Raw genomic sequence first — 15,834 nt, forward strand, 5'->3', positions numbered from 1 at the left:
GTAGCGGCGATGGGCACGCAGATTTCTCATTAGTATCCGACGATCGCAGGGCCACTAGTGTGGCGGGATGCACGTGCTTGAACTCGAAGGCGTAGGTGTCCGAGTCGTCGGCAAGTCGCTGCTGGACGCGGTCGATTGGCAGGTGGACTACGGCGATCACTGGGTGGTCCTCGGTCCCAACGGCGCGGGCAAGACGACGTTGCTGTCGCTGGTCGGCGCCGTACGGCATCCCAGCGAGGGCGCGGTCAAGGTGCTCGGCCACCGGCTCGGCCGGGTCGACGTGCGGGAGTTGCGCCGCCACATCGGCCTGGTCGCCTCCAGCCAGCGGCTCATCGACGAGGCGCTCATGGAGGAGGAAGGGGCGACCGCGCACACCGTGGTGCTCACCGGGCACACAGGGACGAGCGTCCCGCTGTGGGACAAGTACGGCGAGAGCGAGCGGGACCGTGCTCACCGCCTCCTGGCCGACCTGGGCTGCAAGGACCTGGCCGACCGGCCGTTCGGCGTGTGCTCGCAGGGCGAGCAGGCCAGGATCAGGGTGGCCAGGGCGCTCATGGCCGACCCGGCGGTGCTGCTGCTCGACGAGCCTTTCGCGGGGCTCGACCTGCCGGCGCGGGAGGACCTCATCACCGCGGTCGAGGACCTGGCGGCGACCAGGCCCGTGCTCACCACCGTGACGGTGACGCACCACCTGGAGGAGGTGCCGGCGACGACCACTCACGCCATGCTCATGCGCGACGCCCGGGTGCTGGCCGCCGGGCCGATCGCGGACGTGCTGACCCCCGCGAACCTCTCCGACTGCTTCGGCCGCCCCCTGCACGTGGACCGGCTCGACGGCCGCTGGTACGCCCGCGCCGTCCGCCCGTGACGGTCGGGCCCGATCGGCCCGTGCCTGCGCCCTTGCCGTGCGTACGGCCCGTTGCGGGTGGTCACAGCTCCAGGAGGCGGCCCGCGACCACCAGCGCCACGTACTCGGACTCCGCGGCGAGGCGTTCGTTGAGCCGGCCGAGCGCGTCCCTGAACGCTCGCCCGCTGGCCGTCGCGGGCACCACCCCCGACCCCACCTCGTCGGAGACCGCCACGATCGGCTCCGGCGCCTGCCGCCACGCCGCGACGAGCTCGTCACACCGCGCGTGGACCGGCGCCCGGTCGCCCTCCCAGGCCCCGTGCTCGTCGAACACGGTGGCCACCCAGGTCCCGAGCCCGTCGATCAACAGCGGCGTGGTGGCGTTCGCGATGGTGGCGGCCAGGTCGGTGGTCTCCACGGTGCCCCAGTGCGCGGGCCGCCGTTCGCGGTGCGCCCGCACCCGGGCCGCCCATTCGCCGTCACCGGCGCCGCCGGGCCCGGTCGCCACGTAGGTCACGTACGGCTCCGCGGCCAGCCGCAGCTCCGCCTCCGCCGACTTCCCCGACCGCGCCCCACCCAGCACCAGCGCCCGCCGCACCTGCGCCCTGCCGGCAGGCCGCAGGAAGCCCGCGCGCGGGGGCTCGATCTCCAGGGCCGTCCCGTCCGGCACGGCCACCGCGCCCCACAGCCGTAGCCGCCTGGCCAGCTCGTCCTCCGACCGCACCCGGTGGTCCAGCCCGATCGCCACCACCCGGGTCGCCTCGTCCGCCAGTCCCGCCCGCCGCAGCTCGCCGAGCCGCTCGGGCCGGTCCAGCAGGTCCATCAGCACCACGTCGTACCGCGCGGGCCCGTCCGGGCCAGGTGGCGGTTCCAGGCCCGGGGGCACGCACAGCAGCGCCGCGCCGTCGGGGCCGACCAGCCCGAGGCCGCCCGCGCAGACCCGGTGACCGCGCGGCGCGGCGACGAAGGGAAACCGGACGACACCGTCCACGAGCAGCTCGAACGGGCGACGGTGATCGGGCGGCAGCCCGGCGCAGGAGGCGCACCGGCAGCCGGGCTCTGGCCAGCCCGCGCCGCCCGCCGTGCCGGAGAGAAGGACCTTCACCGCGCCGAGCGTACCGATGGGGCGCCGGAATCCGGACCGCCGCCCGCGCAGGCCGCCAGGCGCGGGTCGCCTACCGGACGGCCGGGACCGAGGGCTTGGCGCGGCGGCGGATGGCGATGACCGCGCCGCCGCCGAGCAGCGCGAGAGCGCCCGCCCCGCCCGCGATCAGTGCGATCGGCAGCCCGCCCGCGCCATCGGCGGCCGGCACGGGGGCGGTCAGCGGGGCGCCGCCCTTCTCCTGGGCCGGGTAGTCGTTGACGGCCACGACCTCGCCCTGGCCGTTCACCCGCACCTTGGCCGCCGCGGCGAGCAGCTGTGCGGCGGTGGCGTCCTCGGCCCCGGCCACGCACGTGAGCACTCCCTGGGCGGGAGGCTGGTCGCCGGGGTAGGCGTCGGTGTCGCCGTCCCCGAAGTCCACCGCCACCGCCACCCGCTTGTGCCCGGACGCCGCGGCGTCCTTGCCGCACGCGGTCTCGAACGCCGGCAGGTCCCCGCCGGGAGACTCGCTCGCCGCCCCGTCGGGGGCCGCGGAGAAGCGCCAGCCGATGACCGAGCCGTCCGGCGGCGCGTCCCCGGCAGAGGCCGCCAGCCAGGCCGTGCCGTCGCTCTGCCAGACGCTCCACAGCCGCGTGGCATTGGGGTCTGCCGCGCCGGGCAGGGGGGCCTGGGGATCGATCGAGGGTGAGGCGAGGGCGGAGAAGGGGAGGAAGAGGAAGGCGGCCGCCCCTAAGGCGACTCCTGCCGCAACACGGCACGCGCGCAGCATCGATTGACCTCCAAGCTCGGGAGTAGGGTTCCAGTGCCGTCGGAAGGTGCGCCGGCGAACCCGCGGAAAAGGAGCGTATGGCATGACATGGCGGTGGCGTTATGAAAATGCAAATGGTGGTGAGGTAACGGATCGCCCTTTGCCGCGAGAGGTATTTCCGAGCCAGGCGGACGCCGAGTCCTGGCTCGGTGAGAACTGGCGCGACCTGCTCGAATTGGGTGTCGAGCAGGTCGCGCTCCTGGATGAGGACCGCGTCGAATACACGGGATTGTCATTGCGTCAGGAGTGAGCTCGGGATAAACGAAAAACCCCTTGAGCGCTTTTGTGGCTCAAGGGGTTTTTGCTGTGGCGGGGGATTATGGGCGCGTGCGGGGGCTGACGGTCTTGGCCGGGTCGCGCTCGACGACCGGGCCGAGCACGTCGTCGATCCGCCGCAGCACGTCCGCCTCCAGCTTGACGCCCGACGCCTTGACGTTGTCGCGCACCTGCTCGGGACGGCTGGCCCCGACGATGGCGCTGGAGACGTTGGGGTTCTGCAGCACCCAGGCGATCGCCAGCTGGGCCATGCTCAACCCCAGGTCGGCGGCGATCGGCTTGAGATACTGTACGCGGGTCAGCACGTCGTCGTTCATGAACCGGGCGATCATGGCGCTGCCGCTGGCGTCGGTGGCCCGGGAGCCCTCCGGCGGCTGCTGGCCAGGCATGTACTTGCCGGTGAGCACGCCCTGGGCGATCGGGGACCAGACGATCTGGCCGATGCCCTCCTTCTCGCTCAACGGCACGACCTCGGCCTCGATGACCCGCCACAACATCGAGTACTGAGGCTGGCTGGAGACGATCCGCTCGAAACCCATCTCGTCGGCGATCTTCAACGCCTGGGCGATCTGGTCGGCCGTCCACTCGCTGACGCCGATGTAGAGGACCTTGCCCTGGCGTACGAGGTCGTCGAACGTCTTGAGCGTCTCCTCAAGCGGCGTTTCGTAGTCGAAACGGTGCGCCTGGTACAGGTCGACATAGTCGGTCTGCAGGCGGCGCAGCGAGCCGTTGATCGACTCGGTGATGTGCTTGCGTGACAGGCCGCGGTCGTTCTGGCCGGGACCGGTCGGCCAGTAGACCTTGGTGAAGATCTCCAGCGACTCACGGCGCACGCCCTTCAGCGCCCGGCCGAGGACCTCCTCGGCCTTCGTTCCCGCGTAGACGTCCGCTGTGTCGAACGTGGTGATGCCTTCGTCGAGCGCCGCCTGAACGCACAGCTTCGCGGCGTCCTCCTCGACCTGGGAGCCATGGGTGAGCCAGTTCCCGTAGCTGATTTCGCTTACCTTGAGACCACTGCGACCGAGGTGTCGGAATTCCATGGGTCCGACCTTAGCCCTGGCGCTGCGGTGATCTGTTTCGGGATAGGGTGCGCGACGTGCTGAAGCTCGTACGGGTGGCGCTGGCGGCGGCGATCCTGACCGCGATAGCGATACGTCTGCGGCGGCGCGCGCATACGCCCGCCCGGCGGCCCGAGCCCGCGGCGGCAAGGCCGGACAGGAGCCCGCGGATGGGCCTGGTGTGGGCCGCCATCGCGGCGATCGTGGCGGTGACGCTGGCGGCCGCGCTGATGCCCCCGGAGGCCGAGCGCGCGGACGCTGCGGCTCCCACCGGCCCGCCCGTCACGCACACGCTGCCGGTCCCCACCGCCGTGCCCACCTGGCAACCCACCGAGATCCCCGACCCCAACTGCTCGCCCGCCCAGCGCCCGGTCACCGTCCGGCCGATCGATCCGAAGGTCAGGCGGGCCGTGGACCGCCAGTGGCGGCGGATCGAGCGGTGGCTGGAGGCGAACGCGCCCAGGACGTACAAGACGCTCGGCCCGCCCGGCAGGGCGCGCACGATCGCCGTCGCCGAGTCGCAGATGGGCGTGGACTTCCCCGACGACCTGCGGGCCTCGCTCCTGCGCCACAACGGCTCGCGGGGGCACTCGGTGTTCGGCTTCTGGTTCGACGGCACCTACGCTTTCAGCATCCGGGAGATCAGGGACACCTGGCGCTGGTTGTGCTCGTGGGAGCGCACCGACCTCGGGACCGATCCCGCGACCGAATACTGGAACGGCCGGATGATCCCGTTCCTCCACTTCGCGGATCGCGACTCGGAGGACATGGAGTACGCCGTCGTCGACTCCGACGGCGGCGCCGTCGGATGGGACGACACGATCTCCGGCATGGCCCCTCGCCTGCCGTCCACCCACGCGCTGTTGCGGGCCGTCGCCGACGCCCTGGAGCAGGGCAAGGAGGTCGACGGCTGGCGGCCCGCGGTCAGGCGAGGCGTGCTGCGCTGGGACAACGTCGAGTAGGAGCCGTCCGGGGAACGGCCGCTACTTCTTCTTCTGGACCGGCTTGCCGCCGGGCAGCACGGCGGGCGGCGGGAAGCGCAGCTTGCGGATCTGCAGCGCTCGCATCGCCGCGTAGAACCCCACGCCCTTGAGCGGCTCGTTCGGCAGCTTCTCCGCCACCAGCCGCTTCACCCTCCACGCCACGTAGACGGAGGTGAAGACCACGCCCAGCATCATGATCGGCCACCCGACCGCGACCACCAGGTTGAGCACCGTCGCCCGTATCTCCAGCGGCCACGGAACCCATGTGGCCAGCAGGATCAGCAGCGAGAACGGCAGGAAATACTGGCTGGGCAGCCGCCGCGAATCGACCCAGTCACGCGCGAACTTACGCGCGGGCCCCTTGTCACGAGCGGGAAAATACCGCTCGTCACCTGCGAGCATGCCCTGACGGGCTTTCTCGCGCTCGGCGGCCTGCTTGGCCCGCATGCTCCGATAGGCCTCTTTGCGGTCTTTCGGTGCATTGACCGGCTGGCGCCTTCTGCCTTCGGCATCTCGGCGCTTGGGTGTGGGACGTCCTTTACCTTGGGGCTTAGGATCGTCAGCGGGGACGGGGGTGTCGTCCACGGAGGTTTGGGAACGGCGTCGCAACACGACGTCAACCCTACCTGGACTGCAACTTAGTGACGCCCCCGTGCGTTATGCGTAGGGTAATCCCAAGGCGGCTGCGCTGCATTGGGTGACCACCAGCACGACCTAGAAGGGGACGGCCGACGCGCATGAGCGTGATGAAGAGACTTTCGATGATCTTCAAGTCCAAGGCCAACAAGGCCTTGGACAAGATGGAGGATCCGCGCGAGACCCTGGACTACTCCTATCAGCGGCAGCTGGAGCTGCTGCAGAAGGTCCGCCGGGGGGTGGCCGACGTGGCCACGTCGCGCAAGAGGGTGGAGCTGCAGATCAACGGTCTCGAGCAGTCCGCCAGGCGTCTGGAGGAGCAGGGCCGCAAGGCGCTGTCCGTCGGACGTGAGGACCTCGCCCGCGAGGCTCTGCAGCGTCGGTCCAGCCTGCAGACGCAGATGGCCGACCTCAAGATCCAGCATGACAACCTGCAGGCTGAAGAGGAGAAGCTGACCACGGCTTCCCAGCGCCTGCAGGCCAAGGTCGATTCCTTCCGCACGAAGAAGGAGACGATCAAGGCGACCTACACCGCCGCCGAGGCCCAGACGCGCATCAACGAGGCGTTCTCCGGCATCTCTGAGGAGATGGGCGACGTCGGCCTCGCGATCCAGCGCGCCGAGGACAAGACCGCGCAGATGCAGGCCCGCGCGGGCGCCATCGACGAGCTGCTGGCCAGCGGCGCGCTCGACGACGTCACCGGCACCCGTGGCGACGACATCCAGGCCGAGCTCGACCGCATGGGCGGCGGCATGGACGTCGAGCTGGAGCTGGCCAGGATGAAGGCCGAGCTGGGCCAGGGCCCGGCGCCGCAGTCCGCCATCGAGCAGGGGCAGCCGCAGCAGCAGGGCCAGCAGCAGCCGCAGGCGCAGCCTCAGCAGCAGGGCCAGGGCAACACGCAGCAGCTGCGCCAGCCTGGGGAGGGCGCATGATCGTCAGGATCATGGGCGAGGGCCAGGTGGAGATCTCCGCCGACGACATCGCGGTGCTCAACGAGCTCGACAGCGAGCTCGAGGCGGCCATCGAGGCCGGCGACGAGAAGGCCTTCCGCGTCAAGCTGCACGCGCTGCTCGACAAGGTGCGTCACGTGGGCAAGGCGCTTCCCGACGACAGCCTCGAGCCGTCAGAGCTGATCCTCCCCCCGGCGGACGCCTCGATCGAGGAGGTCCGGGAGATGCTGGGCGACCAGGGCCTCATCCCGGGCTGAGCCCCGGCCGGCCGCCGTTGGCGTCCGGCCGGCGGCCCGACCGACCTGAGGGCACGAGCGCCGACCATGCCGGTGCTCGAAGAGCCCTGCTGGTGAGCACGCCGACCTGTGCACAAGCCGCGGGTGGCGATCGCGGATTCGACGTCCCCGACGCGTTCGCCACCGGCATGCCCCGCGCTCCTGGGCGGCGATCGCCCAAAGTGATCTAATGATCACGTGGAGCGAAGGTTGTACGTCCTCGCGGCCTCCGCGTTCATCGTGGCGGCAGTGCTGGGCAGCGCCTGGATCACCGGCCAGTTCACCACGCCGGGAGTCGACAAGACCCACGGGTACGTCACCGAGCTGGCCGCCCGCGACCAGCCGTGGAGACGCCTGTTCCGGGTCACCGACGCGCTGTCGGGCGTGGCCTGCCTGCTCGGTGTGGCGCTCATGCCCCGGGTGGAGCGCGAGTGGCCGGGCTGGCTGGCGCTGTCCTCGTACGCGCTCCTCACCCTCGCCGCCGCGGTGTTCCCCCTGGACTGCGCCGCGCTGAGCGATCCCGCCTGCGGGCGCCAGGGCCTGTCACCCGGCCATCACGCGCACCTCCTGGCCGGGGCGCTGGCGATCGGCGCCGTGGTGGTCGCGATGGTGCTGCTCGCCGCGCGGTGGCGGACGCGAACGGCGTGGCTGCTCACCTGGCTGACCATGCTGGCGACGGCGCTCACGGGAGCCGCGATCGCCGCCGGGCGCGGCGCCGGGCTCGCGCACCGCGCGCAGCTCACCCTCATCGCCGTCTGGCTGGTCTACGTGGCGCTGCGCCTGCTCGTCACCGACCGCCAATACTCCGGGTACGGCACGCCGCACGTCGTCGAGGAGGGCGACGGCCCGGCGGTGCTCATCACGGCGGGACCGGCGGGCGCCTGGTTCCACTGGGACGCGGTGGCCGGCGAGCTGGCCGGCAGCCGCCGCGTCATCCGGTTCGACCGCCCGGGGCTCGGCCTCAGCCCGCGCTCGCCGGCCCCGCCCACCCTGTACGCCGAGGTCGCCCGCCTGGCCGCGCTGGCCCCCGCCCACCCGGAGCAGGTCACCGTCGTGGCCCACGGCGTGTCCTGCTGGCACGCGGAGGCGTTCGCCCGGCTGCACCCGCTCTGCGTGGCCAAACTCGTCCTCATCGACCCCGCCTGCCCGGACGGCCGCCGGCCGCACGCCGCCGCCAGGGCCGCGGGCAGGTGGCTGCCCGCCTTCGGCGGCACGTGGGCCGCCACCGCGCTGGCCCGACTGGCCGGACCGGCCGCACATCGCAGGCTCGCCGGCGTGCCCGACCCGCTGGGGATCTACCGCATGGGCAAGGTGCCCACGGCCGTGGCGGGGGAGTGGCTGGCCCGCCGCGACATGGCCGCCGACCTGCGCCGCATCAGGGAGGACAAGCCCTTCCCCGACGTGCCGGTGACCGTGCTCTGCGCCGGCGACCGGGCCGGCTGCGCGGAGCGGCTGGCGGGCGACCTCGGCGGCAAGCTCATCCGCCTGCCGCACGTCGCACGCCAGGTCCACATCGAGGACCCACGGGCGATCGTGGACGCGGTCTTAGCCGTACCCGAAGCGTGCGACAACGGGTGACGGGAAACCGCGCGACGCACCAGAATGGCGAGAAAGACGCCATATGTGGGAGTCGTCAATGCCGGACCTCGCGGACCCAAGGCCAGGGGATCCCGCGTCGGTGGGGGAGTACACCCTGGTCGGGCGCCTGGGCGAGGGCGGGCAGGGCATCGTCTACCTCGCCACGGCCCCGGACGGCGCGGAGGTCGCTCTCAAGCTGCTGCGCGCCGACCTGGCCGGCAACGCCGAGGCGTCGGAGCGGTTCGTCCGCGAGGTGGCGATGGCCAGGCGGGTGGCGCCGTTCTGCACCGCGCAGGTCATCGAGACGGGGCTGTTCGGCGGGCGGCCGTACATCGTCAGCGAGTACATCGACGGTCCCACTCTCGCCGACGTCGTCCGCACCCAAGGGCCACGTTCGGGCGCCTCCCTGCACCGGCTGGCGATCGGCACCATCACCGCGCTGGTCGCCATCCACCAGGCCGGCATCGTGCACCGCGACTTCAAGCCGTCGAACGTGGTGCTGGCCTCCGACGGCCCCCGGGTGATCGACTTCGGCATCGCCAGGGCCCTCGACCTGTCCTCGACGCTCACCGGGACGGCCATCGGGACACCCTCGTACATGGCGCCCGAGCAGCTCACCGAGTCGAGTCCCGGTCCGAAGTCGGACATGTTCGCCTGGGCGTGCACACTGCTGTACGCGGCCTCGGGGCAGGCGCCGTTCGGGCACGACAGCCTGCCCGCGGTCGTCAACCGGATCCTGCACACCGAGCCGGACGTCGGGGTGATCGAGGACCCTGGGCTGCGGGCGCTGGTACGGGACTGCCTGGCCAAGGACCCGGCGCGGCGGCCCGCAGCAAGCGAGGCGCTGATGCGCCTGCTCGGCCACGCCCCCGCCACCCAGCCCCCCAGCGCCCCCACGACCCAGCCCCCCGGCCTCCTCCAGCAGGGCAGCGCGGCGGCCGCCTCAGGCCCGGTGCCTGCGGTGTCCGGGCCCGCCCCGCCTCCGCCACCGGCCCACCACAGGCCTCTCCACCAAGGCCCGCCCAACCGGCCCGCCCCGCGCCGCGCCACCGGCTGGATCGTCGCCGGCAGCGCCGCCGGCGCGCTGGTGCTCATCGCGGCCACCGCCTTCGTCGCCCTCCGCCTCAGCGACCTGTCCGGCGGCGGCCGTACGACCACCACACCATCCACCTCCACCGGCGCGTTGACGACCGCCGCGCCACCACCGACCTCGACCGGCGCCGTGACGACCTCGACGGCGCCTTCCTCCACACCCACGCAGACCAGCCGCTCCATCGCACTCCCCGGCACATCCATCCGCGTTCAGGAGACCGACGGCGACCCCATCAAGCTGGCCTCCTACACCGTCGCCGGCAGCAAGCGCCTCTACGTGCGCAAGCACGCGACCAACGCCTTCACCTCCGACTCCCGCTATTTCGAGTACGCCCTGGACGCCAGGACCAACCTGGCCCTCGCCACCGACGTGGACTACAGCACCGACTCCTTCGCCACCGTGTCGATCGTCAACCACGTCACCGGCACCAAGCGGATCGTCAAGGTGAGCAGGAAACCCGTCTTCCCCACCACGCCCCGCTGGTCCCCCGACGGCAGGTACGGCCTGGTCACCCTCTACAAAGACGCCGGCGGCAGCCCCGTCGAACACGGGTACGGCATCATCGACGTCACCGCCGAGCAAGGACGCGCGTTCGAGATCAAGGAGGCGGGGGCGGGGGAGTGGCGCTTCTTCTGGGACGCGGGCGGCCAGGCGGTCGGCACGTGGGTGGGCGGTCAGATGAAGTTCTACGACCTGAACGGCAAGCCGGTGCGTACCCTGCCGAACGTGGGATCGCCGGTGTGGGTGGAGGGCGATGACATCTCTCCGTCCGGCACCCGTTTCCTGGCCCACTGCACGCCGGCGGGCACCGCGCTCTGCGCCCGCTCCACCTCCGGTGACGACCCCCAGCCGATCACCGTTCCCTTCGCCAGCAGTCGCCTCATCGGCTGGTGGGACGACGACCACCTGGCGGTGTGGCGCGTCAAGGGCGCAGGCTACGAGGCCGTGGTGATCGACATGTCGGGGCAGGTCAGCCGCGTGCTGGCGACCGCGCCCGCCAAGGCCGAGTTCGACGGGATGGGCTTTCGCTTCACGCGTACCCCGTCATGAGCTTCGGCTCGACGGGCAAGCGTTCTAGGATCAAGGGCGAACCCATCCGAGGGAGTTGGCGTGGACATCACTGTCATCGGCGAGGGCACCGTCCTGGCCGCGCCCGACATCCTGCGCCTGCACGCGGGCGTCGAGGTACGCAGGGCGTCCGCCGCGGAGTCCTTCACCGCCGTCCGTGCCGCCGCCGCCCGCCTCGCGGACGCGCTGCGCCAGGTGGGAATCGCCGCGGAGGACGTGCGGACGGTCGAGCTGTCGCTGGGCCCCGAGTACGAGACGTACCCGAAGGTGAGCGCGTACCGTGCGGCCCAGGGCGTGGAGGTCGTGGTGCGTGACCTCGGCCAGGCCGATCGCGTGATCGACACGGTGGCCGGGGTGGGGGAGGAGGCCAGGCTCAACGGCGTGGCGTTCGAGCTGTCGGACCCCGCCGGCCCGCTGAAGGAGGCCAGGACCAGCGCGTTCCGCGACGCCGCCGCCAAGGCCGCCCAATACGCCGAGCTGGCCGGCCGCCCCCTGGGCCGGGTGGTGTCGGTGAGCGAGGACGTCAAGGGCGGCCCTCAGCCGCTCAGGACCATGGCCGCCGCGGCCGCCGACTCCGGCGCCTCGATCAGCCCGGGCCGCCAGACCCTCACGGTCACCGTCCAGGTCGGCTACGACTTCGCCTGAGCGTCGACAATGCGCCTTGCCACAAGATCCACGGGTATCCCTGTTCTGCAGGACCGACATTCCGCGGAAGGTGCACCGACATTTCACGGCCGTTGAAACCGACATGCTTGAGCCGACGATCCGACATTTGGCGAAGGCTCTAGCCGGCATACTCCGGTCGAGGCGCTCCCCGCGGTGGCGCCCGTCGGGCGTTTTGTTCCGGCGGTTCGGCTCCGAGATGACCGGCTGATCGTCAGGATTCGTGCCGCGATGGCGCCGCGTTGAGGATCTCCAGCATCTTGGTTTCGGGGAGAACGGGATTCCGAGCCGCGACCGGTGCGCTCTTGGGTCGGCGAGCAAGGCCAGCACATGATGCACAGGGAGGCGAGGATCGCTGGAGGCCCAGCTCAGGGGAACTCCTCGCTGAGAGTTGCGCAGAAACGGGCGGAGATCAACGTACCGCTGGGACCAGCGCGGCTGCGGCCGCTCCGAGCGGCGCGGCCCCTGTTCGATGGCGCGAGCGGCGGCCGATCTCGATGCCGTCCGGCGGCACTTCGGCCTGGAGTCGATGGTGGTGCTCGGCCACTCCTGGGGCGCTCAGCTGGCCCTGCGGTACACGCTGGACCATCCCGATCGCGTCCGCGCGCTCGTCTACGTCTCCGGCACGGGCATCGACCCGAAGGCCACCTGGCAGGAGGAGTACACCCGCAATCTCCGCAGCATGCTCGGAGAGCACGTGGACCGCTGGGAGGAGTTGCAACAGCGTGATCGCGTGCCCGCGGAGGACCGGGAGTTCTCGGTGCTGCAATGGTCGGCCGACTTCGCCGATCGGGCGCGGGCGCTGGAGCACGCCGAGCGCATGGCGACGCCGTGGCTCGGCGTCAACTTCACGTGCAACGCCACCATCAAGGCTGAGGACAAGCGCCACTGGGGCACTCCCGAACTGCGGGCACGGTGCGAGTCCCTCCAGGTCCCCACACTGATTGTCGACGGAGTGCAGGACATCCGGCCGCGCCGGTCGGTGGACGCCCTGGAGAGGGCGCTTCCCCGCGTGTGCCGTGTGGTCCTTCCGCAGGCCAGCACGTGCCCTGGGTCGATGACCCGGACGGCTTCCGGTCGGCGGTGAGCATTTTCCTGGCCGACCAGCTGTGATGGGCGTGCGGCTCGCTCACTGACCTCTGTCGTACTCCCGGCGGGCCGCCGTGATGACCGGCGCGGCACGACGGGCCCAGGCCGTGAGCGCCTCCAACGGCTCGCGGATGTCCTCGATCAACGGCGTGGTGGCGTACTCGACGCGCGGCGGGGAGTCCGGATAGACGGTGCGCGTGACGAGCCCGTTGCGTTCGAGGTCGCGCAGGGTCACGGTCAGCATGCGGCGGCTGATGCCCGCGATCGCCCGCTCCAGCTGGGTGAACCTGCGCGGGCCGTCGCCCAGTTCGACCAGCACCTGGGCGCTCCACTTGCCGCCGATCAAGGCCAGCACCTCGGGCAAGGGGCATTCGTCGGTGCCGCCCGCCTCGCCCTCGGCCGGGAGCTGGTCCGTTACCGCGGTGTTCCGTTGCGACAAGAAAGTGCCTCCTTCCGGCCAGTCCGATCATGCTCCACGATGGGACCCGTTACAAGTCGTAACGTTCCTGCGTACAAGCCCTTTGGAGGACGTGTGCCCACTGCCCGCAGCAACGGTTTCAAGATCTCCTACGAGGTCGCGGGCGACGGCCCGCCGCTGGTGCTCCACCCTGGGATGTTCCAGGACGGAGCACATTGGACCCACAGCGGTTACACCTCGTCCCTGACGCCTGCGTACACGGTGATCGCCATCGACCCTCTGGGGCTGGGCGCCAGCGACGCGCCTCGTGAGGCCGAGGCGTACGCGCTGGAACGGCGCGTCGCGTCCGTGACGGCCGTGCTCGATGACGTGGGCGCCGGCCGTGCCGCGTTCTGGGGCTACTCGCTGGGCGCCATGACCGGTTACGCGGTCGCCGCGCTGGCGCCGGACCGCCTGACGTGCCTGGTGGCCGGCGCCTGGGACCCCATCGACGGCTTCCACTCGGCGATCGAGCCCACGCTGCGGCAATGGGGCCTGCCCGCCGACACCGACCCCTACGCCTTGATCAAGCAGGGCGCCGCCGCCGAGCCCTACCAGGCCGCCCTGATCGACTCCGGCGACCCAGGAGCCTTCCGCGCCAACTACGAGGCGTTCTCCCGCGAGCCCGGTCTGCACGCCGAACTCGCCGCCTCCGGCGTGCCCATGCTGCTGTACGCGGGCACTGTGGATCCGTGGCACGAGCCGATGCACGCCTTCGCCGGCCGCACCGGTGTTGCGGCCTTCTTCTCCTTGCCCGATGCCGATCACAAGGGCGGCTGGGACAGGTCCGAGGACGTGCTTCCCCAGGTGCTGCCGTTCCTGGCCGCCGGCACCTGACCTCGGCCGATCCAGCCCCAAGTGGCAGAGGCGCCTTCATCGGGGCGGCGGAGGCTCGGGGGACGGGTCCGGGCTGGTGAAGCCATGATTGATCGGTGGGCGGCCGGTGTCCCGCGCGGCCTCAAAGCCCGAGATCGTCCAATTCCTTCAGCAGCGCGGACCGAGGGTTCGGGTCCGGGGACGCCGTTGCGGGCCGGGGACGGATGGCGGAGGAGGCGCCGCCCTCACCCGCACGCTGACCTCCTGCCCACAGGCGGTTAACGGCGTGTCCAGGCTGTTGCGCCGGCCAGCCGCCTGGCCCGAGCCTCGGGCACAGGGGCCGTCCGTTACCGTGCCGTATCGGTCGGTTCTGGAGTCGACGTCTCGGCCGGGTCCAACACAGGAACCTATGGGAGGGCGAGCATGCGGTCGAGGGCGACCTTGGCCCACTGTGTCGTGTCCTCGTCCACCGTGATCTGGTTCACGACCTCACCCAGGACCAGTGATTCCAGGGCCCACACCAGGTGCGGGAGGTCAATCCTGTTCATCGTCGAGCAGTAGCAGACCGTCCGGTCCAGGAACGAGACGTTCTTGTCGGGGAATCTCTGCGCCAGGCGCTTGACCAGGTTGAGCTCCGTGCCGACCGCCCAGCTCGAACCGGCCGGGGCCGCCTCCAGCTTCTTGATGATGTATTCGGTCGAGCCCACGTAGTCGGCCTTGAGCACGACGTCGTGGCGGCACTCCGGGTGCACGAGGACGTTCACGCCGGGGATGCGGGCGCGTACGTCGTCCACCGAGTCGGCCGTGAAGCGGCCGTGCACCGAGCAGTGGCCGCGCCAAAGGATCATCTTGGCACGCTCCAGCTGCTCCTGGGTGAGCCCGCCGTTCGGGCGGTGCGGGTTCCAGACCACGCAGTCGTCCAGGGACATGCCCATCTCCAGCACCGCGGTGTTGCGGCCCAGGTGCTGGTCGGGCAGGAACAGCACCTTCTCGCCCTGCTCGAACGCCCAGTCCAGGGCGCGGCGGGCGTTGGAGGAGGTGCAGACCGCGCCGCCGTTGCGGCCGCAGAAGGCCTTGATGTCGGCGCTGGAGTTCATGTACGTGACCGGGATCACCTGATCGGCCAGCCCGGCGTCCTCCAGGGCCTCCCAGCACTCCTCGACCTGGTCGAACGTGGCCATGTCGGCCATCGAGCACCCGGCCGCCATGTCCGGAAGTATCACCTTCTGGTCATCATGGGTGAGGATGTCGGCGGACTCGGCCATGAAGTGCACGCCGCAGAAGACGATGAACTCCGCCTCCGGCCGCGCCGCCGCCTGCTGGGCGAGCTTGAAGGAGTCGCCCGTCACGTCGGCGAACTGGATGACCTCGTCGCGCTGGTAGTGGTGGCCGAGCACGAACAGGCGGTCGCCGAGCGCCTCCTTGGCCTTGCGGGCACGCTCCACCAGGCCGGGATCGGACGCGGGTGGCAGCTCACCCGGGCAGTCGACCCCCTTTTCGCTGTGCGGATCGGCGCTCTGGCCGAGAACGAAGAGCGGCAGCCCGGTCTGGGTGGTCATGGCCATACCCCCTTATCGTCGGATTGACGATACTCATGATGACACACGGGCCACCCTGGTTTATTCCGGGGTGGGGGCTCCGGGAATGTGTGGCATCGGCCAGGTGTTGGTAGCGTCATTAGTAGGACGTCGAAAACAGACAGCCGGGTTAGGGAGTCAGCAGATGACGGTTGAGAGCAGCGAGACCACGACGCAGGGCCTGATCCTGACTGACGCGGCCGCCGCCAAGGTCAAGAACCTGCTGGAGCAGCAGGGTGAAGAGGGTCTGCAGCTGCGGGTCGCGGTGCAGCCGGGCGGTTGCTCAGGCCTGCGCTACCAGCTCTTCTTCGACGACCGTTCGATGGACGGCGACGTGGTGTCGGACTTCGGCGGCGTCAGCGTGGTCACGGACCGGATGAGCGCTCCCTACCTGATGGGCGCCACCATCGACTTCGTCGACACCATCGAGAAGCAGGGCTTCACGATCGACAACCCCAACGCCACCGGCTCCTGCGCCTGTGGCGACTCCTTCAACTAGCCGTAGGCAACTACGTTCAACTAGTCGTAGGCAACTGGTCGTAGGTCGGTCGCCAGGTC

At 70.8% G+C, this 15,834-nt stretch carries 17 protein-coding genes; 11 read left to right on the forward strand and 6 right to left on the reverse strand.

Features of this window, described 5'->3' with window-relative positions:
* Window positions 1-67: 67 nt before the first annotated feature.
* On the forward strand, window positions 68-868 hold the full coding sequence (locus tag EDD27_RS08250; RefSeq protein WP_127931847.1) for an ABC transporter ATP-binding protein: 801 nt from the start codon (window positions 68-70) through the stop codon (window positions 866-868).
* Between the two features lie 61 nt (window positions 869-929).
* On the opposite strand, the gene EDD27_RS08255 is transcribed toward EDD27_RS08250, so the two are convergent.
* Both EDD27_RS08255 and EDD27_RS08260 read right to left on the reverse strand, forming a co-directional pair.
* Window positions 930-1,952 carry a bifunctional adenosylcobinamide kinase/adenosylcobinamide-phosphate guanylyltransferase gene (locus EDD27_RS08255; RefSeq protein ID WP_127931848.1) on the reverse strand — a complete coding sequence of 341 codons (1,023 nt, stop codon included), beginning with the start codon at window positions 1,950-1,952 and terminating at the stop codon, window positions 930-932.
* Between the two features lie 70 nt (window positions 1,953-2,022).
* A complete protein-coding gene (locus tag EDD27_RS08260) occupies window positions 2,023-2,718 on the reverse strand; it encodes an SCO2322 family protein (RefSeq protein ID WP_127931849.1) in 696 nt (231 codons plus the stop codon).
* Between the two features lie 82 nt (window positions 2,719-2,800).
* Here EDD27_RS08260 and EDD27_RS08265 point away from each other — a divergent pair, with 82 nt between their 5' ends.
* Window positions 2,801-3,007 (forward strand): hypothetical protein, encoded by a 207-nt coding sequence (locus EDD27_RS08265; RefSeq protein WP_127931850.1) that lies wholly within the window; start codon window positions 2,801-2,803, stop codon window positions 3,005-3,007.
* A gap of 67 nt (window positions 3,008-3,074) precedes the next feature.
* Here EDD27_RS08265 and EDD27_RS08270 read toward each other — a convergent pair whose 3' ends face one another.
* Window positions 3,075-4,073 carry an aldo/keto reductase family protein gene (locus EDD27_RS08270; RefSeq protein ID WP_127931851.1) on the reverse strand — a complete coding sequence of 333 codons (999 nt, stop codon included), beginning with the start codon at window positions 4,071-4,073 and terminating at the stop codon, window positions 3,075-3,077.
* A gap of 56 nt (window positions 4,074-4,129) precedes the next feature.
* Between EDD27_RS08270 and EDD27_RS08275 the strand changes: the two genes are divergently transcribed.
* The gene (locus tag EDD27_RS08275) at window positions 4,130-5,053 is read left to right on the forward strand and encodes an SMI1/KNR4 family protein (protein ID WP_127931852.1); all 924 of its coding nucleotides are present in this window, start codon (window positions 4,130-4,132) and stop codon (window positions 5,051-5,053) included.
* Window positions 5,054-5,074: 21 nt separating this feature from the next.
* Here the strand turns inward: EDD27_RS08275 and EDD27_RS08280 are convergent, their stop codons facing one another.
* Window positions 5,075-5,659 (reverse strand): DUF3043 domain-containing protein, encoded by a 585-nt coding sequence (locus EDD27_RS08280; RefSeq protein ID WP_241563915.1) that lies wholly within the window; start codon window positions 5,657-5,659, stop codon window positions 5,075-5,077.
* Window positions 5,660-5,811: 152 nt separating this feature from the next.
* On the opposite strand from EDD27_RS08280, the gene EDD27_RS08285 reads away from it, so the two are divergent.
* The 6 genes from EDD27_RS08285 to EDD27_RS08310 all read left to right on the forward strand — a co-directional run bounded on the left by EDD27_RS08285 (window position 5,812) and on the right by EDD27_RS08310 (window position 12,424).
* A complete protein-coding gene (locus EDD27_RS08285; RefSeq protein WP_206641312.1) occupies window positions 5,812-6,642 on the forward strand; it encodes a PspA/IM30 family protein in 831 nt (276 codons plus the stop codon).
* Window positions 6,639-6,917, forward strand: coding sequence for a PspA-associated protein PspAA (gene pspAA, locus EDD27_RS08290; protein WP_127931854.1), 279 nt, complete (start codon window positions 6,639-6,641; stop codon window positions 6,915-6,917). Before EDD27_RS08285 ends, pspAA begins: the two co-directional genes overlap by 4 nt.
* Before the next feature lie 216 nt (window positions 6,918-7,133).
* Complete coding sequence (locus EDD27_RS08295; protein ID WP_127931855.1) at window positions 7,134-8,513, forward strand: alpha/beta fold hydrolase; 1,380 nt, start codon at window positions 7,134-7,136, stop codon at window positions 8,511-8,513.
* A gap of 58 nt (window positions 8,514-8,571) precedes the next feature.
* Window positions 8,572-10,656 carry a serine/threonine-protein kinase gene (locus EDD27_RS08300; protein ID WP_127931856.1) on the forward strand — a complete coding sequence of 695 codons (2,085 nt, stop codon included), beginning with the start codon at window positions 8,572-8,574 and terminating at the stop codon, window positions 10,654-10,656.
* A 60-nt stretch (window positions 10,657-10,716) separates the two neighbouring features.
* Window positions 10,717-11,319: an SIMPL domain-containing protein gene (locus tag EDD27_RS08305; RefSeq protein WP_127931857.1), complete on the forward strand. Its 603-nt coding sequence runs from the start codon at window positions 10,717-10,719 to the stop codon at window positions 11,317-11,319.
* Window positions 11,320-11,728: 409 nt separating this feature from the next.
* Window positions 11,729-12,424, forward strand: a complete 696-nt coding sequence (locus tag EDD27_RS08310; protein ID WP_206641313.1) for an alpha/beta fold hydrolase — start codon at window positions 11,729-11,731, stop codon at window positions 12,422-12,424.
* Between the two features lie 42 nt (window positions 12,425-12,466).
* On the opposite strand, the gene EDD27_RS08315 is transcribed toward EDD27_RS08310, so the two are convergent.
* Window positions 12,467-12,865: a winged helix-turn-helix transcriptional regulator gene (locus EDD27_RS08315; RefSeq protein WP_127931858.1), complete on the reverse strand. Its 399-nt coding sequence runs from the start codon at window positions 12,863-12,865 to the stop codon at window positions 12,467-12,469.
* Window positions 12,866-12,958: 93 nt separating this feature from the next.
* Here EDD27_RS08315 and EDD27_RS08320 point away from each other — a divergent pair, with 93 nt between their 5' ends.
* Window positions 12,959-13,720 (forward strand): alpha/beta fold hydrolase, encoded by a 762-nt coding sequence (locus EDD27_RS08320; protein WP_164903538.1) that lies wholly within the window; start codon window positions 12,959-12,961, stop codon window positions 13,718-13,720.
* A gap of 386 nt (window positions 13,721-14,106) precedes the next feature.
* On the opposite strand, the gene nadA is transcribed toward EDD27_RS08320, so the two are convergent.
* Window positions 14,107-15,264 (reverse strand): quinolinate synthase NadA, encoded by a 1,158-nt coding sequence (gene nadA, locus EDD27_RS08325; protein ID WP_127931860.1) that lies wholly within the window; start codon window positions 15,262-15,264, stop codon window positions 14,107-14,109.
* A 157-nt stretch (window positions 15,265-15,421) separates the two neighbouring features.
* On the opposite strand from nadA, the gene erpA reads away from it, so the two are divergent.
* Window positions 15,422-15,775: an iron-sulfur cluster insertion protein ErpA gene (erpA, locus tag EDD27_RS08330; RefSeq protein WP_127931861.1), complete on the forward strand. Its 354-nt coding sequence runs from the start codon at window positions 15,422-15,424 to the stop codon at window positions 15,773-15,775.
* The last annotated feature ends 59 nt before the right edge of the window (window positions 15,776-15,834 follow it).

Origin of the sequence: Nonomuraea polychroma (assembly GCF_004011505.1) — a bacterium.
Taxonomy (GTDB): Bacteria; Actinomycetota; Actinomycetes; order Streptosporangiales; family Streptosporangiaceae; genus Nonomuraea; species Nonomuraea polychroma.

Excerpts from the sequence above, each read along its gene's own strand:
- pspAA (WP_127931854.1), top strand. The coding sequence starts at position 6,639 with ATGATCGTCAGGATCATGGGCGAGGGCCAGGTGGAGATCTCCGCCGAC.
- nadA (WP_127931860.1), bottom strand. The coding sequence starts at position 15,264 with ATGGCCATGACCACCCAGACCGGGCTGCCGCTCTTCGTTCTCGGCCAG.
- EDD27_RS08265 (WP_127931850.1), top strand. The coding sequence starts at position 2,801 with ATGACATGGCGGTGGCGTTATGAAAATGCAAATGGTGGTGAGGTAACG.
- EDD27_RS08285 (WP_206641312.1), top strand. The coding sequence starts at position 5,812 with ATGAGCGTGATGAAGAGACTTTCGATGATCTTCAAGTCCAAGGCCAAC.
- EDD27_RS08260 (WP_127931849.1), bottom strand. The coding sequence starts at position 2,718 with ATGCTGCGCGCGTGCCGTGTTGCGGCAGGAGTCGCCTTAGGGGCGGCC.
- erpA (WP_127931861.1), top strand. The coding sequence starts at position 15,422 with ATGACGGTTGAGAGCAGCGAGACCACGACGCAGGGCCTGATCCTGACT.
- EDD27_RS08250 (WP_127931847.1), top strand. The coding sequence starts at position 68 with ATGCACGTGCTTGAACTCGAAGGCGTAGGTGTCCGAGTCGTCGGCAAG.
- EDD27_RS08270 (WP_127931851.1), bottom strand. The coding sequence starts at position 4,073 with ATGGAATTCCGACACCTCGGTCGCAGTGGTCTCAAGGTAAGCGAAATC.
- EDD27_RS08300 (WP_127931856.1), top strand. The coding sequence starts at position 8,572 with ATGCCGGACCTCGCGGACCCAAGGCCAGGGGATCCCGCGTCGGTGGGG.